The organism is Micromonospora sp. NBC_00330, assembly GCF_036136635.1.
GTDB lineage: Bacteria > Actinomycetota > Actinomycetes > Mycobacteriales > Micromonosporaceae > Micromonospora > Micromonospora salmantinae.
Genome location: NZ_CP108012.1, coordinates 5,912,862 through 5,938,067, shown reverse-complemented (window position 1 = coordinate 5,938,067; position 25,206 = coordinate 5,912,862). Strand labels below are relative to the sequence as shown.

Sequence of the window (25,206 nt, the reverse complement as noted above, 5' to 3'; positions counted from 1 at the left end):
GTGACCGATTCTCCCGAGTCCACACCGAACGAGCCCGAGGTTCCCGCCGAGGCCATCGCCGCGGTGGTCGCGCACGACCGGATCGAACCGGTCGGGCTCGAGGTGGAGATGCAGCGCTCCTACCTCGACTACGCGATGAGCGTCATCGTCGGTCGCGCGCTGCCGGACGTCCGGGACGGCCTCAAGCCCGTCCACCGCAAGATCCTCTACGCGATGTTCGACTCCGGCTACCGTCCCGACCGCGGCTACGTGAAGTGCTCCCGCGTCGTCGGTGACGTGATGGGCCAGTTCCACCCGCACGGCGACTCGTCGATCTACGACGCGCTGGTCCGGATGGCGCAGCCCTGGTCGCTGCGATACCCGCTGGTCGACGGCAACGGCAACTTCGGCTCGCCGGGTAACGACCCGGCCGCCGCCATGCGATACACCGAGTGCAAGCTCGACCCCCTCGCCATGGAGATGCTGCGGGACATCGACGAGGACACCGTCGAACTGCAGAACAACTACGACGGTCGGGCCAAGGAGCCCACGATCCTGCCGTCGCGGATCCCCAACCTGCTGCTGAACGGCTCCGAGGGCATCGCGGTCGGCATGGCCACCAAGATCCCGCCGCACAACCTGCGGGAAATCGGCGCGGCGGTGCAGTGGTGCCTGGAGCACCCGGAGGAGGACGAGGAGGCCACCCTCGAGGCCCTGCTCGGCATCGTCAAGGGCCCGGACTTCCCGACCCACGGCCTGATCGTCGGCACGACCGCAATTCAGGACGCGTACCGCACGGGTCGTGGCTCGATCCGGATGCGCGCCGTGGTGGAGGTCGAGGAGGACAAGCGGGGCCGGCCATGCCTGGTCGTCAGCGAGCTGCCCTACCAGGTCAACCCGGACAACCTCGCGGAGCGGATCGCCGAGCTGATCAAGGAGGGCAAGCTCGCCGGGATCGCCGACATCCGCGACGAGTCCTCCGGGCGTACCGGCATGCGGATCGTGCTGGTGCTCAAGCGCGACGCCGTCGCGAAGGTCGTGTTGAACAACCTCTACAAGCACACCCAGCTTCAGGAGACCTTCGGCGCCAACATGCTGGCCCTGGTCGACGGGGTGCCGCGCACGCTCAACCTGGCGCAGTTCATCCGCTACTACGTCGAGCACCAGATCGACGTGATCCGCCGGCGGACCGCGTTCCGGCTGCGCAAGGCCGAGGAGCGGGCGCACATCCTGCGCGGTCTGGGCAAGGCCTTGGACGCGTTGGACGAGGTCATCGCGCTGATCCGGCGCTCTCCGACGGTGGACGACGCCCGGCAGGGCCTGATCCGGCTGCTGGAGATCGACGAGATCCAGGCGACCGCGATCCTCGACATGCAGCTGCGCCGGCTCGCCGCCCTGGAGCGGCAGCGGATCGTGGACGACCTGGCCAAGCTCGAGATCGAGATCGCCGATCTCAAGGACATCCTCGCCAAGCCGGAGCGCCAGCGGAGAATCATCTCGGAGGAGCTTGGCGAGATCGTCACCAAGTGGGGCGACGACCGCCGGACGCAGATCATCCCGTTCGACGGCGAGGTCTCGATGGAGGACCTCATCGCCCGCGAGGACGTGGTCGTCACGATCACCCGCACCGGGTACGCCAAGCGGACCAAGGTCGATCTGTACCGCTCGCAGCGGCGCGGCGGTAAGGGCGTCAGTGGCGCCACGCTGCGGCAGGACGACATCGTCAGCCACTTCTTCGTCTGCTCGACCCACGACTGGATCTTGTTCCTCACGAACAAGGGCCGCGTCTACCGGGCCAAGGCGTACGAGTTGCCGGAGGCCAGTAGGGTAGCCAAGGGCCAACACGTGGCCAATCTGCTCGCCTTCCTACCCGACGAGCAGATCGCGCAGATCATTGAGATCCCGAACTACCAGGTAGCCCCCTATCTGGTACTGGCCACGAAGAACGGCCTGGTGAAGAAGACGCGGCTCGAGGAGTTCGACTCCAACCGTTCCGGCGGCATCATCGCGATCAACCTGCGCGATGAGGACGAGCTGGTCGGTGCTGCGCTGGTTGCGCCGGAGAACGACCTGCTGCTGGTCTCGAAGAAGGCACAGGCGATCCGGTTCAACGCCTCGGACGAGGCGTTGCGGCCGATGGGCCGGGCCACCTCGGGTGTGATCGGCATGCGCTTCACGGACGACGACGTCCTGCTCGCCATGGAAGTCGTGCGGGAAGGTTTGGACGTTCTGGTGGCCACGAACGGGGGATACGCGAAGCGAACCCCGATCGAGGAATACCCGGTGCAGGGCCGGGGAGGTAAGGGCGTGTTGACTGCAAAGATCACCGAACGGCGCGGTGGTCTGGTTGGCGCGGTGGTGATCGATCCGGACGACGAGCTGTTCGCGATCACCAGCAACGGTGGTGTCATTCGGACTCCGGTGAAGCCTGTACGGCGTACGCGTGACCGGAACACAATGGGGGTCAAGCTGATGGACCTCCCGGACGGCGTGACTATCGTGGCGATTGCTCGCAATGCCGACGAGCCTGACGAACAGGACTAGTTGAATGACGGAGACACAGGCGAAGTCGGGGAACACGGGGACCTCGGCCAAACCGGTCGACGAGGAGGCCGCCAAGAGCGGCACACCAGCGACCGGCCGCGCGGCCGTGGGCCGGGCGACGGTCCCCGCCGACGCGCCTGCCCCGAAGTTCACCAGGGCTCCAGGCATGACACCCCCGCCTGAGCAGCCGGGCGAAGATGGCGAGTCCGGCGACAAGACCGAGACGTCCAGCGCTGAGGCGCCGACGTCGACCGCCGCCAATCCTCCGGGTCCGGCGGCGGCACCCTCGGCACGTCCGGCGACCACCCAGCCGATCGGTCTCCGGTCCGGTCAGGCGGCGTCAACCGGGTCCACAGGCACCCAGCCGCGGATCACACCCGGGATGACCCAGCCGCAGCCGGACGCGGCGCGTACGGCTGCCGCTGCCGGCCGCCCGGCCAGCGGCGGTGGCCTGCCACCGGGGATCGGCAACGCGTCCGCCGTCGGCGCAGCCCGCGTCGGTGACGCGGTGCGTGCGGCGCGTACGTCGGTCAGTTCGGCCGCCTCCCGCGGACCGCGTCGGGCCCGGCTGAACCTCAAGCGGATCGACCCGTGGTCCGTGATGAAGTTCGCATTCGCGGTGTCGGTGGTGCTCTTCATCGTCGTGGTGGTCGCCACCTCGGTGCTCTACCTGGCGCTGGACGCGATGGGTGTGTTCCAGAGCGTCAACGAGAGCCTGAGTGATCTGGTCAACGCCGGCGGTGGGCAGAGCACCAGCGGCTTCCAGATCACCGCCAAGGGCGTGATTCTCAGCTCGGCGCTGATCGGCCTGGTCAACGTGGTGCTCTTCACCGCGCTGGCCACCCTTGGCGCGTTCGTCTACAACGTCTGCGCCGACCTGGTCGGCGGGATCGAGCTGACCCTCGCCGAGCGGGACTGAGTGACCGGGACGCCGGGGCACCGCGGAAAGCGGTCGCTCCGGCGTCCCGTACTCGGGTAGGTTTTGCAGGCGGCGACGGGCCTGGCTCGCAAGCTGGGACCCCGATTTGGGGCCGGCGGAGCGGATGGGTTAATCTTGCTCGTCGCAACGCGGGGCTATAGCTCAGTCGGTTAGAGCGCAGAGCTGATAACTCTGAGGTCGATGGTTCGATTCCATCTAGCCCCACCGCATGTCGTCCGACGGTAGTCGAGCGCGAGGGGTCGCCCCATGTTCAAGAAGCTGCTGATTCTGGCTGGCGTCGTCGGTGTGGCCGCCGTCGTGTTCAACAAGATCAAGGCGTCGAACGATGAGCGTGCCCTGTGGCACGAGGCGACCACCGCGCCCGACCTGCGCTGACGCTCGGCCAGGCGACGAGCGATCGTCGCCAAGGCCATCCACGGGGCCCTAGCTCAACTGGCAGAGCACTGCCTTTGCAAGGCAGGGGTTAGGGGTTCGAGTCCCCTGGGCTCCACCAGCACTTTCCCCGGTTGACCTCGGTCCGAGTGCAGCCGAGCGGCGGTCATGCCGCCCCTCCTCGCTCAGTACACGATCGAGATGCTGAGGCAGCCTGAGGAGCCCGCGCCCGTAGAAGTGGCAGTAGGTGTTGACCGCTGACCGCCTGGGAATCAAGGCGGCCAACAAGCGGGCCGCGCCGGCCTACTGGCGATCTTCGCCGGGCATGGGCTGGGCCGGCCGGCGCGCTGACGGAATCACCAGGAGCAGAGCGCTGAGGCGAGACGATCGCCGTCGCGGCTGCTCCCCGTCGAGGTTTGGGGGATCGGCGGCCGCGCAGCGGAGCTGCTTCGCCCCCCGGACTTTCGTGGGCACTGCCCGCGGTTCGATGACGACGACGAGAACCAGGCGGCGTGATCCATCCCCCGGATGCTCGATCCTCTACGCCACCCGCCCGGCGTCAAGGGCGCTACGCGTCGGCACGCGATGGCCTACGACCACCCTTGACCCCGAGGAAGCGATGGCGATGCTGCAAAGGTCGGCCCGGCTCGCCGTCAGCAGGAAGTCAGCCAGACACTCAGAATGACGCGGTAGGCCATCCTCCCTCCATCGACCCAGGCAGCCGAGCAGACCACCGCCTGACCCGCCAGCGTCCGTACGAGCCGGCACGGTCCGCTTGAGGTGGTGGGCCCAGGGGCGCACAAGCCATTCAACCCCAGCAGCGGACGGGTCTCGGGGAAGCAACTGTGGCCGAGAACAGGCGAACAGGCGTGCTGCTTCTGGACATTGCTGCGCAGCAGGCGCACTCGCTGCCGACGATGTCTAGAACAGAGCTAGACCTAGTTCCTACCCAACCAGCTTCACGGCACCATATGCCTACAGACACCGTTCAGCTTACAAATCCCCAGCTCAGCGCCACCGACGAACGATTGCGCAGAGGTGGTTACCGATGGCAGGCGCTGACAAGTTCCGTAACCTCTGCTAGGTTATGGCAATTGAACGCGGTGCGCTGCGGCCAACGCTGCTAGAGGCGCATTCTGTACGGATCGGGGGATCCCTTGAGAAAGCATGCACTTGGTCGTACTCTGCTCACTGTGGGCGCAATAAGCGTCGCAGTCGTGTTGCCTGCCGCACCTGCTTCGGCGGCGCAAGTAAATTGCGTTATTTCGAGCGCGGTCAGCTGCTCCACCGGCTATGCCCCGAACACTACGTCCAAGATCGGCATGGCGGTGTATCCGGTGAGTTCCGGAACGATCACCTGTCGGGCCTACGACAGTGGTGGCACCCAGCGCGCGGCGCTTTCGAACTCCACCAGGAGCAGTGCCATCCTTCAGGACTTCAATGTTCCTAGAGGCCGCTATTTCATGGTGTGCGTCCGACCGTCCGGCACCAGCGGAGGCAGCGGAATTCTCTCCGACACCGGCATTTTCTCTTAGAAATCCATAAGGTTAACGCCTGACGCCGGGTGGCTGACAACATTTGCCAGCCGCCCGGCGTTTTGGGCGCTTCAACGGATCAGCAAAGCACACCCTGGGGGCGTCTGCCTTAGGTGGTGGATGTGCCAGCAGATCGTTGGCAACGGCACCGACAATTGTCGGTATTCGTCGTCGGTCAGCAACTGTCAATCAATGGCACCTGTCGCCAATTCGCTGACCGGCGGCGAATCGGGTACTCCGGCGACCTGTGCCGCCAGGTCGGGGTGTGTCAAGGTATCGGCGCGAGCGTTATGACTCTGAGGTATACCGCTTCTTGTCATCTGGCCGCCGGAACCGGCAGTGCGGTCGAGCGGGCTGAGTGAGCGGGACGGTTGTAGCCGCGCGACGATCATTCGGGCGGGTTCAGGGGTCGGAGCGCGCCATCCGGACGGCGACGCCGTCGAGGATCAGCTCCAGCCCGAGTGTGAAGTCCGCGTCGGCGATCGCCTCGTCGGGGGTGTCGGACGGTGGCGCCTCGAACAGCGTCGAGGAGAACAGCCGGGCTGTCTCGGGGAAGCGGTCGGGGTTGACGAGTCGCGCCAGCGCCCGGCCGTAGTCGCGTTCGGCGTCCGCCTGGCCCTGGCCGTCGGCCCTGCCCTCGGCGAGTTCGCTGTACTGCCGTACCGACTGGACCACGTAGCCGCTGATCAGTGACATCGTGCCGATCTTGTGCGCCCAGTCGAGATGGGTGCCGGACATGATCGCCAGCGCGGCCTCCATCCAGGCGATCTGGTGCGGCCCCGAGGGCGGTCCGGCGACGGGCACGCGCGTCAACCACGGTCGACGCTGAAGCACCGCGCGGTGCGCGAAGGCCCAACGGCGCAGCCCTTCCCGCCAGTCGGGGGCGGCGATGTTCGGCGGCGGGCCCAGTGCGGCGTCGGCCATGAGGGTGAGCAGTTCGTCCTTGGAGCCGACGTGCCGGTAGAGCGACATGCTCGTGAAGCCGAGGCTCTTGGCGACCTTTGGCAGCGTCACGCCGTCGAGCCCGTCCCGGTCGGCGATCTCCACCGCCGCGGCGACGACCACGTTGACGTCGAGGGACGCGGGCCGTCCGAGACGCGACGACTCTGACATCCCCCACAGCCGGCGCAGCGGCGCCGGAACGAAATCGTCGCTGGTCATGGGCTCCCACGTTCGCCCCGGAAGGTTACGTCCACATCATGACAGACGCCATTAGTATATAGCTGATACTTTATCTCTGAAACTAAAGCCGAGTTACGGGGAGACGTCCATGAGCATTGACACCGCACCGCGGACTTCGAGAGGGCCGGTACTGCGCGCCGAGCGTGCCCTCGCGCCGGACCTGGCCCGGGGAGCGATGCTGCTGATCATCGCGCTGGCCAACGTCGCCGGAGTCGTCTTCGCCGGAGAGCCCGGCCTCGACGCCACACCGGAAGGCGTCGACCGCGGCCTCAACTTCCTGCTCTTCGAACTCGTCCATGCCCGCGGCTATCCGGTCTTCGCCGTGATGTTCGGCTACGGGCTCGTCCAGCTCGCCCGCCGCCAGGACGCCTCCGGCGCCACCCCGAAGCAGGTCCGCTCCGTGCTGTTGCGCCGCAACCTCTGGCTCGTCGTGTTCGGGTTCGCGCACGCCGCGTTGCTGTACTACGGCGACTTCCTCGGCGCGTACGGGATCGTCGGGATCGCGATGACAGTGTTGCTGCTGCGCCGCGGCGACAAGTTCCACCGCGTCGTGCTCGTGCTCTGGGCGCTGTCGGCCGTCGAGGTGCTGGCCATCGGTGCCATGGTGGTGAGCGGCATGCTCGGAGGGTCGGGCGGGTCGGCGCCGCTGCCGTCGGGACACGTCGACTCCCTCGCCGCGCCCGGTTACGGCGCGGCCATGCTGGATCGCCTCGGCGAGTGGCCGGTGCACACGCTGACCGTCCTGCCCTTCATCATGATCGCCTGGCTGGGTATGTGGGCCGCCCGCCGCCGGATCCTCGAAGAGCCGGCTCGGCACCGGGCCCTGCTCACCTGGACCGCAGCGCTCGGCCTCGGCGTCGCCGTCGCCGGAGGCCTCCCGGCAGCCCTGGTCAGTGCCGGATGGCTGCACGTCGACGAGTCGGCCGCCAGCCTGATGATGCTGCTGCACGGGGCGAGCGGCATGTTCGCCGGACCGGGCTACGTGGCCGTCTTCGGCCTGATCGCCCTGCGGGCCAGCCGATCCGGCACCGTCGTCGGCGCTCTCTCCGCCCTCGGTCAGCGTTCCCTGTCGGGATACCTGTTCCAGTCGGTGGCCTGGCTCGTTCTCCTGGCGCCCTTCACGCTCGCCCTCGACGACCGGTTCGGCAGCCCCACGGTGACCGGTCTGCTCATCGCGGTGGCCGTCTGGCTGGCCACCGTCCTGATCGCCCGTCAGCTCGACAAGCGCAAGCAGCCCGGCCCCGCCGAGATCGTCCTGCGCCGCCTGACCTACGGGCCACGGGCGTGATCGCTGCCGCATGAAGCCGCCTCGGTGCCGGTGGGTCCGTAGACCCATCAGCACCGAGGAATCGGCTTTCCACCCGGCACCGAGCTCGCCATGATTCATGGGTGGACGAACAGCCGGAACCCGTCATCCTGCACCTGTACTGCCGTGTCGACGTGCTGGTCACCGATCCGGCCGCCGTGACCGGTCACGCGGTCGCCGATCTGCGATCCGCCGGGATCGACTGGTCCACTGAGGAGGACGACCTCGACACGGCCGCTGAGGAGTTGCGGGGCGAGGTGACCGCCTCGTTGGCCAGCCTCGCGGACATCAGCCGACTCGTCGACGACATCCCGGGCGTCGAGTTCCGGGGCGGCCGCTGCTGGGCCGAGTCGGGCCCGGTACGGGAGGCCTTTCCGGCACGCTAGGGCCTGGCCGGTCAGTCGGCGGAACCACCGTCCGCCGCAGCCTCGGCACCGGATCCGGTCCGGTTGGGGCGGGCCTCCGGGAGGCGTTCCACCAGCTTGGTGAGCGCGCCGTTGGCGAAGGTCGCGCCGAGCGCCGACCCGGCCCCGATGGTCCACCCCACCGGGCCGAGCGGGGTGCAGCCGAAGAACTGGCTCACCCCCGGGGTCTGCACCACCACGACCAGGACGCCGAGTGACGCCGCCGTGGAGGCCAGCACTGCCGGGCTGGTGCCGCCGGCCAGGATGGTCTGCCCGAGTTGGGTGCCGACCAGGGAGACCAGGGCGACAGTGCCGGCCCGCTGACGGCGTCCGGTGTAGCGGGCCAACGTCCAGCCTGCTGTCGCGCCCAGCGTGGTGGCTGCCGCCCGCAGCCCGATCTCCCTGGTGAGGCTCTCGCCGAGCGCCGTGTCCGGGCCCTCCCGCAGCAGCGCGTCGGTGCGGTCCGACGCGGGTGGCCGGACCGCGATGGCCAGCGCCGGCGCCAGGTCGGTGAGCAGGTTGACCAGCAGAAGTTGTCGTCCGGTGAGCGCGGAGCGGCCGGTCGCCGCAGCGGTGAGCACACTGAACGCGATCTCGCCGAGGTTGCCGCCGACCAGGATGCTGAGCGCGTGCCGCACCGACGACCACATGGCCCGCCCTTCGATCAGGGTGGCGATGATGGTTTCCAGCTGGTCGTCGGTGACCACCAGGTCGGCTGCGGCGCGGGCGGCCGGGGTGCCCCGTTGGCCGAGGGCGATGCCGACGTCGGCCAGCCGGATCGCCGGGGCGTCGTTGGCGCCGTCGCCGGTCATCGCCACGGTGCGCCCGCACTTCTGCAACGCCTGGATGATCCGCACCTTGTGGGCCGGGGTGCAGCGGGCCACCACGTCGGTGTTGGCCAACCGCTCGGCGAGCGCGTCGTCGTCCAACTGGTCGAGTTCAGCGGCGGTGACCACCCGCTGTTCGTCGTGTTCACTGATGGTGGCGGCGATCGCCTCGGCGGTGGCCGGGTGATCACCAGTGATCATGATGGTGTGCACGCCGGCCTGCCGGATCCGGCGTACCGCCGGGGCTGCGCTCTCCCGGACACCGTCAGCGAGGGCCAGGAAACCCACGAAGGTCAGCCCTCGAACGTCGGAGTCGGTCACCTTCGGGTCGTTCACCGGGCATTCCGCGACGGCCAGGATCCGGTTTCCCGCACCGGCCCGGTCGGCGAGCATCCGCTCCAGCTCCGCGCGGCCGGCGTCGTCCAGCGGCTCCTGACGACCGTCCATGCGTCGCGACGAACAGCGCGGCAGCACCGTCTCCGGAGCACCCTTGACGCTCAACAACAGGTGACCGTCGGTCTGTCCGATGCTCGCGTGGTAGCCGCGGGACGGCTCGAACGGCAGCCCTCCGGCGGCCCGCCACCCGGCGGCACCGGTCTGCTCCACCACCCCGGCCTCCCCGGCGCCCCGACGGACCGCCCGGTCGGTCTGCAACGCCAACTCCTCCGGATTTTTCGCGGCGGGCGTGGCCCGCAACGCCGCCGCCAGCGTCATCCGGAGCCGGTCGTCCAACCGGTCCAGCGGGGCATACCGGTCGCCGACGCTGTCGCCGACCCCGGCCAGCAGCAGCTTGCCCTCGGTGAGGGTGCCGGTCTTGTCGAAGCAGAGCACGTCCACCCGACCCAGCGCCTCGATGGTGCGCGGGTTGCGGACCAACGCGCCGTGCTCGGCCAGCCGCCGGGCCGCGGCCAGCTGCGCCGCGCTGACCAGGAACGGCAGCCCCTCCGGCACCGACGCCACGGCGAGGTTCGCGGCGGTCGCCGCCGTTTCGGCAAGGGGTACGCCTCGAAGCAGGCCCGCGCCGGCCACCGCCACCGCGGAACCGGCCGCCAACGGGATGGCAGCGCTGGTCAACGCGCCGAGCCGAGCCTCCACCCCACTGGTGGGGGGTGCCTGCCGCACCAACGCCAGACTGCGCCCGGCCTCGGTGTCGTTGCCCGTCGCCACCACCACTGCGGTGCCGTGCCCGGCGGCGACAGTGGTGCCCTCGTAGAGCATCGAGTGTCGGTCGGCGATGGCGGCGGCGACCACCGGTCGGTTGGACTTGGCGACCGGCAGCGACTCACCGGTCAGCGACGACTCGTCGGCCTCCAGGCCCACCGACTCGAGCACCCGGCAGTCGGCGGGCACCGAGTCGCCCGGTTCGAGGGCGATGACGTCCCCGAGGACCAGGTCTTCGGCGGCGAGGACCTGCTCGGCACCGTCCCGGCGGACCCGGGCGGTCACCGCCGAGCGCGACAGCAGCTCCGCCAGCGACCTCTCGGTGTTGCGCTCGTGCACCGCCCCGATGAGGGCGGACCCACCGACCACGCTGCCCACCAGCGCGGCGTCGACCAGTGAGCCGAACGATGCGGAGAGCACCGCCCCGGCGGCCAGCACCGGCGTGAGCGGGTTGGACAACTCGTCCACGAAGGCACGCAGCAGCCCACCGCTTCCGGGTGCGGCGCCGCCGTTGTCACCGGAACCGTGGCGTCGGCGCTGCGCCTCGGCGTTGGCCAGGCCGTCCGGGGTGGAGCGCAGGTGGTCGAGCACGGTGCCGACCGGCATCAGGTGCCAGGCGGTTGCCACGGGCGCCGGGGTGTCCGACTGGTCGTGCAACCGGCGGGCCTGCCAGACCCCGTTGGCGAAGGCCAGCCCGGCCGCGCCGTTGACCGCGACGAGCGCCCGGTGCGGCAGCTGGGTCGGTGGGGCAGTGAAGGCGCCCAACGCCCCGAGACCGGTGCCGGCCATGGCCAGTCGGATGTTCTGCTGGGCCGTGCGCCGGGCCACCCCGGTCGCCTCGATCACCAGCGCCACCACCCGCAGGTCGGCACCGACCAGCAGGTGCGCGCCCCACGGCGGCAGCTCCTCCGGAGCGGCGAACCCGAGACCGCAGTCGGACGCGCCGAGTGCCTTCCGGTCCGCGGAAACCAGCATCACCACGGCGCCGTCGCGCTGCAACGCGCGTACCGACTCGGTCAACTGGTCCCCGCCGGGGAGCATCGTGTCGGCGAAGCCGTACCGCTGCTCGTCGCCGCCGGCAACAACCAGCCGCAGGCCGGCATGTCGGGCGGCGGAGGGCAGGCCGTCGACGCCCGGCGCGGGTTCCGGCTCGACCCGCAACAGGGCGGCGAGCCGGTCGCCGTGGGCGAGGCCGAGGAGTTGGCCGCCAGCGGAGCGCAGCCGGGCCGCGTCCGGGATGTCGCCCGGGTCGTTCGCGGGCATCCGGTCCAGCGGCCCGAGCCGCCAGCCGTCCGCCGTACGGGAAGCGGCCGGGTCGTCCGGGTCGAACAACGCGAAGGCCCGCTCGGCCACCTGGTCGACGTCCGCGTCGGACGCCGGCGCCAGATCGGCCAGGACACCCCGGTCCGAGCCGAGCACGGCGGCGTCGAGCACCAGCGTGTCGATCCGGTCCAGTTCGCGCAGCACACTCCGGTCCATCGCGATCACACCACGCCGGGCCAGCATCCGGCCTAGCTGAGCCGCGTACCCCTCGCGGCCGCTGCCCGGCGCCTTCGGTAGCGCGGACAGGCCCAGCGCGGTGGCCCGCTTCGGCCCGGCGAACGGCATCGCCGCCGCGCCGGCGGCCGTACCGGCGGCGAGCATGCGGTTGATGTACCGCTCGACCGGGCCGTCCGGCTTCGGCCGCGGACGTTCGATCACCGGCCAGCGGGCCGTGGCCCGTTCGGCGTCGCCGGTCAGCCGTGGCTCGGCCTTCTCCCAGGCGGAGAGTTGGGCCCGATCCTCACCCCACTGCACCACCCGTTGGGCGCCGTCCAGGACGATGCCCGTCCAGCGGCCGGTCAATCCCTGCACCACCGCCTCGGCCAGCGGAAACAGGATGTCGGCGCGCGGGTCCGAGCGCAGCCGTCTGCCGATGAACTCGTGCAGCTTCGGCTGAAGATCCACTGCCGAGAGCAGGCCGGCCACCTCACCGGGCAGCGGCGCGAACGGCAGGATCCGGGTGGCCGCCGAGATGGTCAAGCCCAGTGCGTCCGAGGCGAGCGCGCCGAGGGTGCGCGGGGTGCGCGGCCCCTCCTCCGGTGGGTGCGGCGGTGGGATCTCCGGGTCGGGTTCGTGGTCGCAGGTCCGCTCGACGCGGTCGATGGTGGCGATCAGGTCGCGCAACGTCGGCTCGGGGGTCTGGATGGCGACCACCACCCGGCCGGAGGGTGCGTTGACCCGGGCCCAGGCCACCCCGGGCATCTGCTCCAGCGCGCCCTCCACCTGACGGGCCAGCCGGTTGCCACCGTCCTGGCAGACACCGTGCACCTCGATGTGGTGCCGGCCCGGCCGGGACCAGACCCGACGCCGCGTCAGCCCGGCCGTCCGGGCCAGCCGGACCGCGGCCGAGCTGACCGACCGGGACGCCTCGCCGACCAGATGCGGCACGCCGAAGGACGGCAGGATGCGGCCGGCAGCGCGACCCGCCGCCGTCATCGAGGCGTACGGCTGGACGGGCGCCGGCCCGGCTCCCTGTTGCCGCTCGTCCTGACCTTGGCCATGTCGTCCTCCCACCGCACTCACGTCCGGCGGCCTGGCTTCCCGACCTGCCATCCGTTATGCCCCCTGAGTGGCGGAATTTTCCGCCGTCGCTGGCGCATGGACGGGATGGGCTGTGGAACCCGACGACCATCACCGGACATGGGGAGGCCGGCATGAGCACGCTGACGCGACATCTCAACGGTTCACGGGAGAACGTCACGATGTACAACCGGCGGGTGCAACTGCCGATGGTGGGTGAGGTGGCGGTGCCGCCACCGGACAAGGTCGTCTACTACGCCGGGCTCGGGGTGCTCGCCGCGCTACATGTCATCGAGTGGCCGATCGCCGTGGTGATCACCGCCGGTCACCTGCTGGCAGACCAGCATTTTTCCGGACTGGTGCGGGGTGTCGGGGAGGCGCTGCAGGACGCCTGACGAGAGCCGGGTCACCGGACGGTTGACATGAATCAGGGTTGAAGTCGCATGCTCGGTCGATGCCGAGCACCGCCGTCACCGCCACACCCGCCGCACCGGGACTCTTCGCACCCCGGCTGCGCGCGATGACGGTGGGCAGCGTCGCGCTGATCTCACTCCTCGCGTTCGAGGCGTTGGCGGTCGGTACGGCGATGCCGACCGTCGCGCGCAGCCTGGACGGGCTGGCGCTCTAAGGGATCGCGTTCGGTGGCCCGTTCGCCACCGGTGTGCTGGCCATGGTGGTCTCCGGCATCTGGTGCGACGCGCGCGGTCCGAAGGGGCCGATGTGGCACGGCGTCGCCTGGTTCGTGGTCGGGTTGCTGATCGCCGGGACCGCCCCCGTGATGAGCGCGCTGGTCGTCGGGCGGGTCGTGCAGGGTTTCGGCTCCGGGCTGCTCTCGGTGGCGCTCTACGTGATCGTCGGGCAGGCGTACCCGCAGGACCTGCACCGGCGGATCTTCGCGGCGTTCGCGGCGGCGTGGGTCGTACCGTCGCTGGTCGGGCCGGCGGTTGCCGGCCTGATCGTGCAGCACCTGGGCTGGCGGTGGGTCTTCCTGGCGGTGCCGGCGGTGGCGGTGCCGGCGGGGCTGCTGATCCATCCCGGCCTGCGGTCCCTGGGTCGGAGTGCGGCGACGAGCCCGCCGACGGGTGCGGCGGCACGGATCGGTTGGGCGTGCGGGGCCGCGGTGAGTGCCGCACTGCTGCACATCGGGGGGCAGCAGCGCGGCGCCACGGCCCTGGTGCTTGTCGCGTTCGCCGTGGTCGGCCTGCTGGTCTGTGCCCCGCGCCTGCTGCCGGCCGGGTTCCTTCGGGCAGCACGAGGGTTGCCCACCGTCGTGGGACTGCGTGGCCTGGCGTCGGCGGCCTTCGTCGGCGCCGAGGTGGTCATCCCGTTGATGCTCTCCCGGGAACGAGGTCTCTCGCCGACCGCGGCCGGGCTGGTCCTCACTGTCGGCGCGCTGGCCTGGTCGGCGGGCTCCTGGTTGCAGGGCCGGATCCCGGTGCCCGCGTCGCGGGCCAGCCTGCCGCGCGCCGGGTTGAGCTGCATCACCGTCGGCATCGCCACTGTGGCGCTGGCCGTCCGGCCCGAGCTGCCGGTGGCCGTCGCCGTGGCCGGTTGGGCGATCGCCGGTCTGGGCATGGGGTTGCTCTATCCGCCGTTGTCGGTGCTCACCCTGGAGTTGTCCGCGCCGGGTGAGCAGGGCCGCAACAGCTCGTCACTGCAACTGAGCGACTCCCTCTTCGCGGCGACGGTGCTCGCGCTGACCGGGGCCGTGTTGGCGGCGGGAAGCGCGCCGGGCCCGGCCAGCTACACGACGACGCTCGTGGTGACCGCTGGGCTGGCGCTGCTCGGGGCGCTGCTGGCCGGCCGGGTCGTGGTGGACGGGGGTGTGCGACAGGCCGGGTGATCCGCCGATTCCGCCGCGTCCCGCCCGTTCGTGCCGGAAGGATGGCGGGCGATGAACTTCCTGACCGTCCTGCCGCTCGCCGTGGTCATGGTCGCCGGGACGCAGTTGGTGGTGGCGGTCTTCCTGGCCTCGTCGGATCGGCCCCGGGCGGCGTCGCTGGGCTTCCTCGCCGGCGCAGGGCTGGTGGTTGCCGCCGGGGTGACGGTGGCCTGGCTGTTGGCCAAGCTGGTGGGTGGGGTGGCCGCCGACGCCAGCGCCGTCGCCGGGAAGGTCGATCGCGGCCCCGCCATCGACCTGGTGGTGCTGGCTCTGCTGGTGTGCCTGGCCGTGCTGATCTGGGTCCGAAGGGACCGCTCCGGACCGCCGCGCTGGCTGGGGAGCATCGAGCATGCCGGTCCGCCGCAGGCGCTGCGGCTGGGTGCGCTGCTCTTCGTGGCGACGCCGACCGACGACCTGACCATGGCCACCGTCGGGGCGAGCGTGGCCCGACATGATCTGCCGTGGTGGCACCTGGTGCCGTTCGTGCTGCTCACAGTGCTCCTGCTCGCGCTGCCGCTGCTGGCGTTGCTGCTGTTGGGGAGCCGGGCCTCGCGGGTGCTGACCCGGATGCGGGAGTGGGCCGAGGGGCACGCCTGGATCGTCAACGAGATCGTGATCGCGTTCTTCGCGCTGCTCACCGTGGTGGACCTGATCCGGTCAGGGTGAGCCGCCGCCCAACCCCGTCACGGGATGCCGCGCCGTTTCGTCAAGGTCAGGTCAAGCGAGTGGGAGGACGAGATGAGGGTTCTGGTCACCGGGGCGTCCGGCAATCTGGGCCGTGCGGTGTTGGGCCGGCTGCGCGACGACGGGATCAGCGTCCGGGCCACCAGCCGCCGGCCGCCCGCCAGCTCGGACGTGGAGTGGGTGGTGACCGACCTGGCCACCGGGGACGGGCTGACCGAGGCGGTGACCGGGGTGGACGCCGTGCTGCACCTGGTGTCGGCGCCTCGGGGGCGGCAGACCTACCAGGTGGACGTGTTGGGCACCCGCCGACTGGTGGTGGCCGCCGGCACGGCCGGTGTCCGGCACATCGTCTACATCTCGATCGTCGGGGTTGATCGGGTGCCGATCCCGTACTACCGCCACAAACTCGCCGCCGAGCAGGTGATCGCGGCCGGTCCGGTGCCGTGGTCGGTGTTGCGGGCCACCCAGTTCCCCCAGTTCCTGGACGACATGCTGACCGCCAGCGCGCGGCTGGGCCCGGTGATCGGGGACCGGGCGGTGCTCGCCCAACCGGTCGACCCCGGCGAGGTGGCGGCGCGGCTGGCGGCCCGACTGGTCGCCGGCCCGTTGGGCGGCATCGAGGAGCTGGGCGGGCCGCAGGTGCTCCGCTTCGACGAGGCCGCTCGGGCGTGGCGTGCGGCCCGAGGCTCGCGACGGCCGTTGCTGCCGGTGCGGATTCCCGGCCGGCTCGGTCGCGAGCTGCGGGCCGGTGGTCTGGCCACCGAGGCGCTGCCCCGGGGCGTGCGTACCTGGGCCGACCACCTGGCTGACACGTACGGGGGAACCGACCGGAAATGAGAGCAACAACGGTTCACGTTCGTCTTACCGTGACGCCATGTTCGCTGTCGTCACCACTGTGATCCTCTACGTCTTCGGCTTCGTCTTCCTCTACGGCGTGATCCGGCTGGGTGTCCGGCACGCGTTCGAGGATCTGGAGCTGCAACGGGCCAAGGCCCAGCGCGAGGAGGAGTTGGCGGCTGCCCGCGACCGCTCCTTCATGCGCGACAACGCCTTCCTCGCGGGCAGTTGAGCGCCGGATCGATCCGGCCCGGGCCGGTGGCGTCGCCGGGGGGCCGGGGAGCCGCTGGGCGGTTCAGCGTCGCGGATGCGAGGATCGCACCCGTGATGGGAACGCTGAAGACCGAACCGGCCCGCGCCCGCCTGGATCTGCTCGCCCCGCCGGTCGCGGAAGCCATCGCGCAGTGGCCGGCCGACGCGCCGGTGGACGTCAACGACGTGCTGGTCGCGCCGATCGACGCCGACCTCGCCGACACCGCGGCGTTCTGCGCGGCGTACGAGGTGGGGTTGGACGTGTCGGCCAACTGTGTCGTGGTGGCGGGCAAGCGCGAGGGCGTGGTGCGCTACGCGGCCTGCATCGTCCTGGCCACCACTCGCGTCGACGTGAATGGCGTGGCCCGCCGGGCGCTGGACGTCCGCAAGGCGAGCTTCGCCCCGATGGCCGACGCTGTCGAGTTGACCGGCATGGAGTACGGCGGCATCACCCCGATCGGGCTGCCGGCGCAGTGGCCGATCCTGGTGGACGCGCGGGTCATTGCCACACCGCACGTGATCGTCGGGTCCGGCGTACGGCACAGCAAGATTGCGCTGCCGGGGCCGGCGTTGGGCGCGCTGCCGGGTGCCCAGGTGGTGGAAGGGCTGGCCAGGCCGGTCTGGCCAGGCACCGGCATCGATGTTGTTGCACGTGAAACATCGTGATCATCGATGTCGGACACCCGGCCGTCGGTGACTCAGTGTGAGTGCGCTGCGGACTCGCGCTGCTCGACCTCGGCGAACGCGGCGAGCAGCGTCTGCACGTCCTGCGCACCGGAGACCGCGTACTTCCCGGCCAGCACGAAGGTCGGCACGCTGGTGATGCCCAGATCCCGGGCGGCGGCCAGGTCGGCGGCGACGTCGGCCACGCGCTCGTCGGAGTCGAGGAACCGGCGCGCGTCGGTCGCGTCGAGGCCGATCTCACCGGCCACTGTGGCCAGCGCCTCCCGCGAGCCGACGTCCACCCCGTGGTTGAAGTGCGCCTGGTAGAGCGCCTCCACCATCTCGGCCGCCCTGCCCTGGTCGGTCGCCCAGGAGACCAGCCGGTGCGCGTCGAAGGTGTTGGCGATCACCGCGCGGTCGTAGTCGAGCCGCAGCCCGTCGGCCGCCGCGACCTGGGTCACGTGGTCGACCATCTGCCGGGCGCGCTCCGGGCCGCCGAACTTGCCGGCCAGCGCCTGCACCAGTGGCAGGGGCTGCGACACCGGCGACGGGTCGAGCTGGAACGGCCGGTAGCGGACCGTCACCTCGCCCTCGTAGCTGGCGAGGGCCTCATCCAGGCGGCGCTTGCCGATGTAGCACCACGGGCAGATGACGTCCGCGTAGATCTCGATCTCCATGATCGGTGGCAACCTCGCGGTCAGCCGAGTTGTTCCCGGATCTGCCGCTTGAGGCGGCCCAGGATCGCCGTGCCGCCACGGATCCGCAGCGGGCTGATCGCCTGCGCCAGCCCCATCCGCTGATAGAGGTCGTCCGGCACGGCCAGCACCTGCTCGGCACTCGCCCCCGCCAGCCCTTCGGCGAGGATCCCGGCGAACGCCCGGGTGGTGGGCGCCTCCGGCGGGCAGTCGAACAGCGTCTCCACGGTGCCTTCCGGTGTCACCCGGGCGCGCAGGAAGAACGCCGTCTGACACTCGGGCACCTGTTCCATGCCCTCGCGCTCCGCGGCGCCCTCCGGCAGCGCCGGGATCACGTCCGCGTACTCCAGGAGCATCTCCAGCACCAGGTCGCGCGGCGCGGCGGCGAACTCGTCGACGATCTCGGCCAGTCGGGCCGGCATGTCAGCCATGCGTCGAGGCTACCGCCGTCGTGTCGGGGCCCCGGTCACACGGTGGGCGACTGCTCGCTGATCTCGCTGAGCGCGCTGGTGGGGTCGAGCTGCATGGCCAGGTCGCCGAGCGAGACGATCCCCACCAGCTTGCGGTCACTGTCACAGACCAGCACCCGTCGGATGCCCCGATCCCGCATGAGCGCCGCCGCCTCACCCGCAGTGCAGTGCTGCTCGATCATGACGACCTCGCGGGTGACGATCGAGCCGATGGTGGTGGCCGCAGGGGAGCTGTTCTCCGCCACGGCCCGCACCACGATGTCCCGGTCGGTGAGCATGCCGGCGAGGCTGGCGCCGTCGGTGACCACCACATCACCGATGTCGGCCTCCTTCATCACCCTGGCCGCCTCGTCCAGGGTGGTCTCGGCCGGCAGGTACACGACCTGCTTGGTCATCACGTCACTGACCCGGTAACCGGTCATGAGAGCCTCCGAAGACGTTTCCACCCGATCAGACAGCACTACCCAGTGACGCGGCAGCTACACCAGGCTCGCACGAACCTGGCGTACCTCGTGGACGAGTCGATCCACCAGACCGTCCAGCGGCAGCTCGATGCGCCCGTCGCCGGCCCGTTCGCGCAGCTCGACGTACCCCTCGGCGAGCCGGCGGCCGACCACGACGGCCCGGGGGATGCCGATCAGCTCGGCGTCGGTGAACTTGACCCCGGCCGATACGTGCGTGCGGTCGTCGACAAGCACCCGCAGTCCGGCAGCGGCGAGACGCCCGCCGAGCTCCAGCGCCGCGTCGAGCTGCGGGCCCTTGCCCGCAACCACCAGGTGTACGTCACACGGCGCGACCGCCGCCGGCCAGACCAGTCCCCGGTCGTCGTGGTGCTGCTCGGCCACTGCCGCCACCGCCCGGGAAACCCCGATGCCGTAGCAGCCCATCGTCGGCCGGACCGGCTTGCCGGCCGGCCCGAGCACGTCGACAGCGAAGGCGTCGGTGAAGCGGCGGCCGAGCTGGAAGATGTGCCCGATCTCGATGCCCCGCCGGATGGTCAGCTCGCCCGCCTCGCACCCCGGGCAGGGGTCGCCGGCGCGGACGTCGGCCGCCTCGATGGTGCCGTCGGGGGTGAAGTCCCGCCCGCACACCACGTCTGTCGCGTGTCGGCCCGGCTCGTTCGCCCCGGTCAGCCAGGCCGAACCGGCCACCACCCGAGGGTCGACCAGGTAGCGGATGCCCAGCTTGTCGAGCAGTTGCGGTCCGATGTAGCCACGAACCAGCTCCGGATGCTCGGCCCACTCCTCGAAGACTGTCACCTGTGCCGGGTGCAGCGCGGCACCGACCCGCTTCAGGTCGACCTCCCGGTCACCGGGCAGCCCGACGACCAGGAGTTCGGCCCGGTCGGCACCCGGCTGACGAACTGACAACACGACGTTCTTCAGGGTGTCGGCGGCGGTCCAGCCGACCCGACCGCCCAACCGGCGCGCGTTCGCCAACTCCACCAGGCTGGCGATTGTCGGAGTCTCCGGAGTGTCGTGCACCTCGACGGCCGGCTGCGCACTCGGGTCACCGGCGCTCGGCACCCGGGTGGCCACCGCCTCGGTGTTCGCCGCGAAGTCGCAGGAGGTGCAGCCCACGAAGGTGTCCTCGCCGACCGGCGTCGCCGCCAGGAACTCCTCCGACGCGGAGCCGCCCATCGCGCCGGACATCGCCTGCACCACCGTGTAGTCCAGCCCCAACCGGTCGAAGATCCGCCGGTACGCGGCGCGATGCCGCCCGTACGCCTCCCGCAGCCCCGCCTCGTCCAGGTCGAAGGAGTACGCGTCTTTCATCAGGAACTCCCGGCCGCGCAGCAACCCGGCCCGAGGCCGTGCCTCGTCGCGGAACTTCGTCTGCACCTGGAACAGCGTCACCGGGAAGTCCCGGTACGAGGTGAACAGGTCCTTGACCAGCAGCGCCGCCATCTCCTCGTGGGTGGGCGCCAACAGGTGCTCGGCACCGCGCCGGTCGGCGAGGGTGAAGATGTCGTCGCCGTACTCCGTCCACCGACCACTCGTGCGATACGGCTCAGCGGGCAGGAGCGCCGGGAAGTGCACCTCCTGGTCGCCGATCGCTACCAGCTCGGCGCGTACGACCTCGGTGATCCGATCCAGCACCAGCTTGCCCAGCGGCAGCCAGGTGTAGCCGCCCGGTGCGGCACGACGGATGTAGCCGGCGCGCAGCAGCAGCCGATGGCTCGGCACCTCCGCGTCGGCCGGATCCTCGCGCAGGGTCCGCAGCAACAAAGTCGACATGCGTAGCAGCATCCGCGCAGCCTACGGCCGGTGCGGCAGGATGAGCGATCCATTTCGATCCGAGCCGGGCCCGACACCGGCAACCATCGGCGCCGTCGCTGGCGTCTGCAAGGACACCAAGCCCTCGTACCCCGACCTGAAGGATTGGCCCGTGTGGACCCTCTGCTGAGTGAGTTCGACTCGTTCGTCCGTACCCGCACACCGGCGTTACTGCGCTCGGCCTACCTGCTCACCGGTGACCAGCACCTGGCCGAGGACCTCGTCCAGTCGGCCCTGGCCCGGACCCACCGCTCCTGGAACAGCCTGCACCACAGCGGCAACGCCGAGGCGTACACCCGCAAGACCATGTACCACCTACAGGTGTCCTGGTGGCGTCGGCGCCGGGTACCCGAGTCGATGCCGGGCGACCTGCCCGAGCCACGCGGAGGCGACTCGGCCCCGGACCACGCCCACCAGACCAGTCTGCGGCTCACCCTGCGGGCGGCACTGGCGAAGCTCTCCCCGAAGCAACGTGCCGTGCTGGTGCTGCGGTTCTTCGAGGACCGCACCGAGGCGGAGGCGGCGGACCTGCTCGGCGTCACGATCGGCACTGTGAAGAGCCAGACGGCCAAGTCACTGGCCAGGCTGCGCACCGTTGCGCCCGAACTCGCCGAGCTGTACGTCCTGGAAGGGAGTACCCGATGAACGACCAGCGCCTCCGGCTCGATTTGACCGCCCTGGCCGACGAGGTCACCTCGGTCGACTTGCGGGACCGGACCCTGCGTACGTCCCGCCGGCTCGGTATCCAACGGGCGGTGGCCACGTCGGCAGCCGCGCTGGTGCTGATCGCCGCGGCGGCCGGCACCGCCTTCGCCATCCGACCGGACCAGTCCCCGGCCCCGTTGCCCGCCGACACCCCGTCGGTCACCGCGACGCCGACGCCGACTCCCACCCCGACGCCGTCCACCAGCGCCGGCGACACGCCCGGCGCCCCACCGAGCGGCGGAACGGGCACGAACACCCCGTCCGTGCAGTTCGGCAAGCTCTTCTACGGCCCCGCCAGCGTGTCCCGGGTAACGACCGCGAACCTGCGGTCCTGGCGCCCGGGCGACAGTACGGCGCGGCTGCTAGCGCTGCCCGACATCGCGTTCAAGGGCAACATGAGCGTCTCGTCGGACGGCCACCGGGTGGCGTGGGTGGACAGCAATAGCGACCTCGTCGTCGCCGACGCCGACGGCTCCGGCAAGGAAAAGATCCGCTCGAATGTCAGTGCGTATTGCGTCGGTGCGGCCTGGTCGCCGGACCGACGGCAGTTGCTGTTCCGCGAGTTGGTAGAACCGCTCGAAACCGCTCGGTTGGGCATGCTGGACATGCGCTCGGCGGAGAAGGCCGTTCGCTGGTGGACCACTGAATTCGAAGATTTCGAGGCTTGTAACGCCGTCTGGTCGGCGGACGGTAAGACCATCGCCATGACCATCGACTATGGGGTCACGCTCTACGGTGCGGACGGCACGAAGAAGCGAGTCGTCCCCGGCTTCTCCCGGGACGGATGGCAAACCGACGACGTCGTCAGTCTCTCGCCGGATGGCTCGCTGGTCGCGCTGCTGCGGCACAAGCCGGATGGGGATGCCGGCGACGTGGCTCGCGATCTGCGGGTCAACGTGGTGCTGGACACCCGTACGGGCAAGCAGGTCTCGTTGCCGTTGGGTGGGCGCACCCTGGAACAGGTCTACTTCCAGTCGGACGGTTCGATGGTCGTGCGGGTCAAGGCCGGCAGCGGGTACGCCGTGCTGCTCGTGGACGAGGACGGCAGGAAGGTCTCCGAGACCGCCGAGCCGGCGAGTCTGAAGGACATGCAGATCCTGGCCGTCGTCGACTGACCGATCGGCGCGAGATGGGCGGGTCACCCTCGGGTGGCCCGCCCTTTCTGCGTCTGCGCACCGCCGGCCAGTCGGTGTTGATCACGGTCGGTGAACTGCGAAAAAGGTTGCCGGTGCGAGCGGATCCGACTGTCAGGTAGTAGCGCGCCACGGCGGCAACTCGCTACGGCCGGGCGCTCGTCTTGGGTGGTGTCAGGCACGGTAGGCCTCCACAAAGGATGGAAACGATGAACCTCGGCCCGTTCACCCACACCACCCGTCCCGCCTCGGCCCGTCGTTCCGGCGCGCTCGCCGGTACGGCCGCCCTGCTGCTCCTGACGTTCGGTGCCAATGCCTGCGGCACCGCCGACCCGAAGGCCGCAGCGCCCGCTCCGACCGAATCGGCCACCGCCACCGCCACCGCCGCTCCCGCAAACGGCGACACCTCGGCCGCCGGCACGGGCGGCGCCGGCGCCCCACCCAGCGGCGGGTCCAGCACGAACACCCCGTCCGTGCAGATCGGCAACCTTTTCTACGGCCCCGCCAGGAAGCCCGTCGGTGAGAACGGGAATCTGCGGTCATGGCGTCCGGGTGAGAACCCGGTGCGGCTCATGGTGCTGCCGCATACAGCGGCGACCCTCAACGTGAACGTGTCGCCGGATGGCCGCCGGGTGGCCTGGGCGGGCGAGGGTGCCGACGACAGCGGCAACCTCTACATCGCCAACGTCGACGGGTCGAACAAGCAGAAGATGCGCTCGGAGGTGGATCCGTACTGCGTCACTCCCGCCTGGTCCCCTGACGGGCGGCAGTTGCTGTTCCGCGTGGATTTGCCAGGCGGTGGTCATGGCCGGTTCGGGTTATTGGATACGCGCTCCGAGAAGAGGACGGTGCGCTGGTGGCGCACCGAACCTTCGGCCTGCCATGCCGTCTGGTCGGCGGACGGTAAGACCATCGCCATGACCACCGATGTCGGGGTCACGGTCGATGCCGGGGTCGTGCTCTACGGCACGGACGGCACGAAGAAGCGAGCCATCCCCGGCTTCTCCCTCGACGGTTGGCACAGCAACGACATCGCTAGTCTCTCCCCGGACGGCTCCCGGATCGCCCTGCTGCGAATGAAGCTCGGTGAGGACGACGGCAACCTCGCGCGTGATCTGCGGGCCAACGTGGTGTTGGACACCCGTACGGGCAAGCAGGTCTCGTTGCCGTTGGGTGGGCGCACCCTGCACCAGGTCTACTTCCAGTCCGACGGTTCGATGGTCGTGCGGGTCCAGTCCGGTAGCCGATATGCGGTGCTGTTGGTGGACGAGGACGGCAGGAAGGTCTCCGAGACCGCCGAGCCGGCGAGTCTGAAGGACGAGCAGATCCTGGCCGTCGTCGACTGACGATCGGCGCGAGAAAGGGCGGGTCACCCTCGGGTGACCCACCCTTTCCGCGTCTGCGAACCGTCGACGGCCCAGTGTTGATCACGGTCGGTGAACTGCGGAAAAGGTTGCCGGTGCGAGCGGATCCGACTGTCAGGTAGTAGCGCGCCACGGCGGCAACTCGCCACGGCCGGGCGCTCGTCTTGGGTGGTGTCAGGCACGGTAGGCCTCCACAAAGGATCGAAACGATGAACCTCGGCCCGTTCACCCACACCACCCGTCCCGCCTCGGCCCGTCGTTCCGGCGCGCTCGCCGGTACGGCGGCCCTGCTGCTCCTGGCGTTTGGTGCCGCTGCCTGCGGCACCGCCGACCGGAAGGCCGCGCCCGCTCCGGCCGAATCGGCCACCGCCACCGCCGCTCCCTCGGCCGGCGACACCTCGGCCGCCGGCACTGGCGGCTCCGTCCCGGATGCGGCCCCGGCTGTCGCGCCGGCCCGCCCGGCGGTCGGCTCGACGCAGTGGCCGCAGCTCACCTGGTACACCGCCGAGGAGTCCGGCCAGAAGCAGAACGACCCGGCCCGGATCTGGCGGCGTACCCCTGGTGGGAGCTGGCAGTTGGTGCGTTCGGGCCGCCCCGAGAACAGCAAGAACATCAATGGCCCGCTCGCCGTCTCGCCGGACGGCCGACGGGCGGCCTGGATGGAAGGGTCCGCCCGCCGGCTGGTGATCAGCGCGTTCGACGGCACGAAGCGGCACGTCATCCCGACCCAGGGTCAGCAGACCTGCGCGCCGAGCTGGCTCGACTCCGGGCGGGTGCTGTACGGCCTGGGGCGGGAGAAGGAGCTGACGCTCATCGCGGTCAACGCCGACGGGACCGGGCAGAAGGTGCTCGCCACCCACTACCCGAAGTGCCCGACGGTGTCCGGCGGATGGATCGCCCAGGTCGGCGCGCAGACCGTGGCGATCGGGGACGAGCGAGGCGTCCGACGTGCGATCAGCCCGCGCCTCCCCGCCGGCCTCGTCATTGGTGGGGTGGCGGCGATCTCCGGCGACGGCCGGACGCTGGTGATCAGCGCCCACACGACCAGCCCCGGGGGATGTGGGTGCAGCGAGCGGTTCCGCAACTACCGGCTCGACGCGGTCAGCGGGGCCGTCACCGAGCTGGCGCCGTTGGACCCGGCCTGGAAGCAGCCGACCGGGCACGGCCAAGCCATCGACGGGCTCGTCCTGGCCGACGGCGGTCTGGTGGTGCAGGTCAACGCGGGAACGCCGTCCGACGGCGCGCCGGCGTACCGGCTGGTCCGGTACGCCGCCAGTGGCCGGGTGCTGGCCACCGCGTCGGTGCCCGCCGGCCAGCCGTGGGGTGGTCTGCTGGGCTGAGCTCCCGGTGCAGCGTCACCGGGTACGAGGGACCGGCCACTCACGGGGGTGGCCGGTCCCGCCCGTCGTGCGCGCAATGACCTCCGACACGTA

Annotated in this window: 23 protein-coding genes and 2 tRNA genes; 19 read left to right on the top strand and 6 right to left on the bottom strand. The window is 70.4% G+C overall.

Annotated elements, in window-relative coordinates; genetic code table 11:
• The 6 genes from gyrA to OG598_RS26995 all read left to right on the top strand — a co-directional run bounded on the left by gyrA (position 1) and on the right by OG598_RS26995 (position 5,370).
• A complete protein-coding gene (gyrA, locus tag OG598_RS27020) occupies positions 1 to 2,523 on the top strand; it encodes a DNA gyrase subunit A (RefSeq protein WP_328651626.1) in 2,523 nt (840 codons plus the stop codon).
• Positions 2,524 to 2,527: 4 nt separating this feature from the next.
• Positions 2,528 to 3,442, top strand: a complete 915-nt coding sequence (locus OG598_RS27015; protein ID WP_328651625.1) for a DUF3566 domain-containing protein — start codon at positions 2,528 to 2,530, stop codon at positions 3,440 to 3,442.
• A 151-nt stretch (positions 3,443 to 3,593) separates the two neighbouring features.
• A tRNA-Ile gene (locus OG598_RS27010) sits at positions 3,594 to 3,667 on the top strand.
• Positions 3,668 to 3,709: 42 nt separating this feature from the next.
• Entirely contained in the window at positions 3,710 to 3,838 is a 129-nt protein-coding gene (locus tag OG598_RS27005) for a DLW-39 family protein (RefSeq protein ID WP_209444550.1), read from the top strand.
• Positions 3,839 to 3,880: 42 nt separating this feature from the next.
• Positions 3,881 to 3,956 (top strand) — tRNA-Ala (locus OG598_RS27000).
• A gap of 1,096 nt (positions 3,957 to 5,052) precedes the next feature.
• Positions 5,053 to 5,370 (top strand): hypothetical protein, encoded by a 318-nt coding sequence (locus OG598_RS26995; protein ID WP_328651624.1) that lies wholly within the window; start codon positions 5,053 to 5,055, stop codon positions 5,368 to 5,370.
• A gap of 402 nt (positions 5,371 to 5,772) precedes the next feature.
• Here the strand turns inward: OG598_RS26995 and OG598_RS26990 are convergent, their stop codons facing one another.
• Complete coding sequence (locus OG598_RS26990) at positions 5,773 to 6,531, bottom strand: TetR/AcrR family transcriptional regulator (protein WP_328651623.1); 759 nt, start codon at positions 6,529 to 6,531, stop codon at positions 5,773 to 5,775.
• A 109-nt stretch (positions 6,532 to 6,640) separates the two neighbouring features.
• On the opposite strand from OG598_RS26990, the gene OG598_RS26985 reads away from it, so the two are divergent.
• Complete coding sequence (locus OG598_RS26985; RefSeq protein ID WP_328651622.1) at positions 6,641 to 7,840, top strand: DUF418 domain-containing protein; 1,200 nt, start codon at positions 6,641 to 6,643, stop codon at positions 7,838 to 7,840.
• A 101-nt stretch (positions 7,841 to 7,941) separates the two neighbouring features.
• Entirely contained in the window at positions 7,942 to 8,244 is a 303-nt protein-coding gene (locus OG598_RS26980) for a hypothetical protein (RefSeq protein WP_328651621.1), read from the top strand.
• Between the two features lie 11 nt (positions 8,245 to 8,255).
• Here OG598_RS26980 and OG598_RS26975 read toward each other — a convergent pair whose 3' ends face one another.
• Positions 8,256 to 12,728 (bottom strand): cation-translocating P-type ATPase, encoded by a 4,473-nt coding sequence (locus OG598_RS26975; RefSeq protein ID WP_328655444.1) that lies wholly within the window; start codon positions 12,726 to 12,728, stop codon positions 8,256 to 8,258.
• A 218-nt stretch (positions 12,729 to 12,946) separates the two neighbouring features.
• Between OG598_RS26975 and OG598_RS26970 the strand changes: the two genes are divergently transcribed.
• The 7 genes from OG598_RS26970 (at position 12,947) to OG598_RS26940 (ending at position 17,133) form a co-directional block, all read left to right on the top strand.
• Complete coding sequence (locus OG598_RS26970) at positions 12,947 to 13,207, top strand: hypothetical protein (RefSeq protein WP_442931382.1); 261 nt, start codon at positions 12,947 to 12,949, stop codon at positions 13,205 to 13,207.
• A gap of 59 nt (positions 13,208 to 13,266) precedes the next feature.
• Positions 13,267 to 13,440, top strand: coding sequence for a hypothetical protein (locus OG598_RS26965; RefSeq protein WP_328651620.1), 174 nt, complete (start codon positions 13,267 to 13,269; stop codon positions 13,438 to 13,440).
• Between the two features lie 3 nt (positions 13,441 to 13,443).
• Positions 13,444 to 14,655, top strand: a complete 1,212-nt coding sequence (locus OG598_RS26960) for an MFS transporter (RefSeq protein ID WP_328655443.1) — start codon at positions 13,444 to 13,446, stop codon at positions 14,653 to 14,655.
• 51 nt (positions 14,656 to 14,706) lie between these two features.
• A complete protein-coding gene (locus tag OG598_RS26955) occupies positions 14,707 to 15,360 on the top strand; it encodes a GAP family protein (RefSeq protein ID WP_328651619.1) in 654 nt (217 codons plus the stop codon).
• Positions 15,361 to 15,432: 72 nt separating this feature from the next.
• Entirely contained in the window at positions 15,433 to 16,215 is a 783-nt protein-coding gene (locus OG598_RS26950) for an SDR family oxidoreductase (protein ID WP_328651618.1), read from the top strand.
• Positions 16,216 to 16,252: 37 nt separating this feature from the next.
• Positions 16,253 to 16,447, top strand: a complete 195-nt coding sequence (locus OG598_RS26945; RefSeq protein ID WP_030331904.1) for a hypothetical protein — start codon at positions 16,253 to 16,255, stop codon at positions 16,445 to 16,447.
• 95 nt (positions 16,448 to 16,542) lie between these two features.
• A complete protein-coding gene (locus tag OG598_RS26940) occupies positions 16,543 to 17,133 on the top strand; it encodes a YbaK/EbsC family protein (protein WP_328651617.1) in 591 nt (196 codons plus the stop codon).
• A gap of 32 nt (positions 17,134 to 17,165) precedes the next feature.
• Here the strand turns inward: OG598_RS26940 and OG598_RS26935 are convergent, their stop codons facing one another.
• The 4 genes from OG598_RS26935 to OG598_RS26920 are packed head-to-tail and all read right to left on the bottom strand — an operon-like array spanning position 17,166 to position 20,544.
• Entirely contained in the window at positions 17,166 to 17,807 is a 642-nt protein-coding gene (locus tag OG598_RS26935) for a DsbA family oxidoreductase (RefSeq protein WP_328651616.1), read from the bottom strand.
• A gap of 20 nt (positions 17,808 to 17,827) precedes the next feature.
• Positions 17,828 to 18,256: a SufE family protein gene (locus OG598_RS26930; RefSeq protein WP_124858574.1), complete on the bottom strand. Its 429-nt coding sequence runs from the start codon at positions 18,254 to 18,256 to the stop codon at positions 17,828 to 17,830.
• 35 nt (positions 18,257 to 18,291) lie between these two features.
• On the bottom strand, positions 18,292 to 18,717 hold the full coding sequence (locus OG598_RS26925; protein ID WP_030487636.1) for a CBS domain-containing protein: 426 nt from the start codon (positions 18,715 to 18,717) through the stop codon (positions 18,292 to 18,294).
• Positions 18,718 to 18,774: 57 nt separating this feature from the next.
• On the bottom strand, positions 18,775 to 20,544 hold the full coding sequence (locus tag OG598_RS26920) for a proline--tRNA ligase (RefSeq protein WP_328651615.1): 1,770 nt from the start codon (positions 20,542 to 20,544) through the stop codon (positions 18,775 to 18,777).
• Between the two features lie 141 nt (positions 20,545 to 20,685).
• On the opposite strand from OG598_RS26920, the gene OG598_RS26915 reads away from it, so the two are divergent.
• The 4 genes from OG598_RS26915 to OG598_RS26900 all read left to right on the top strand — a co-directional run bounded on the left by OG598_RS26915 (position 20,686) and on the right by OG598_RS26900 (position 25,113).
• A complete protein-coding gene (locus OG598_RS26915; RefSeq protein WP_112726603.1) occupies positions 20,686 to 21,216 on the top strand; it encodes a SigE family RNA polymerase sigma factor in 531 nt (176 codons plus the stop codon).
• Positions 21,213 to 22,391 carry a hypothetical protein gene (locus OG598_RS26910; protein ID WP_328651614.1) on the top strand — a complete coding sequence of 393 codons (1,179 nt, stop codon included), beginning with the start codon at positions 21,213 to 21,215 and terminating at the stop codon, positions 22,389 to 22,391. Before OG598_RS26915 ends, OG598_RS26910 begins: the two co-directional genes overlap by 4 nt.
• 227 nt (positions 22,392 to 22,618) lie before the next feature.
• Positions 22,619 to 23,755 carry a TolB family protein gene (locus OG598_RS26905; protein ID WP_328651613.1) on the top strand — a complete coding sequence of 379 codons (1,137 nt, stop codon included), beginning with the start codon at positions 22,619 to 22,621 and terminating at the stop codon, positions 23,753 to 23,755.
• Between the two features lie 227 nt (positions 23,756 to 23,982).
• A complete protein-coding gene (locus tag OG598_RS26900) occupies positions 23,983 to 25,113 on the top strand; it encodes a hypothetical protein (protein ID WP_328651612.1) in 1,131 nt (376 codons plus the stop codon).
• The last annotated feature ends 93 nt before the right edge of the window (positions 25,114 to 25,206 follow it).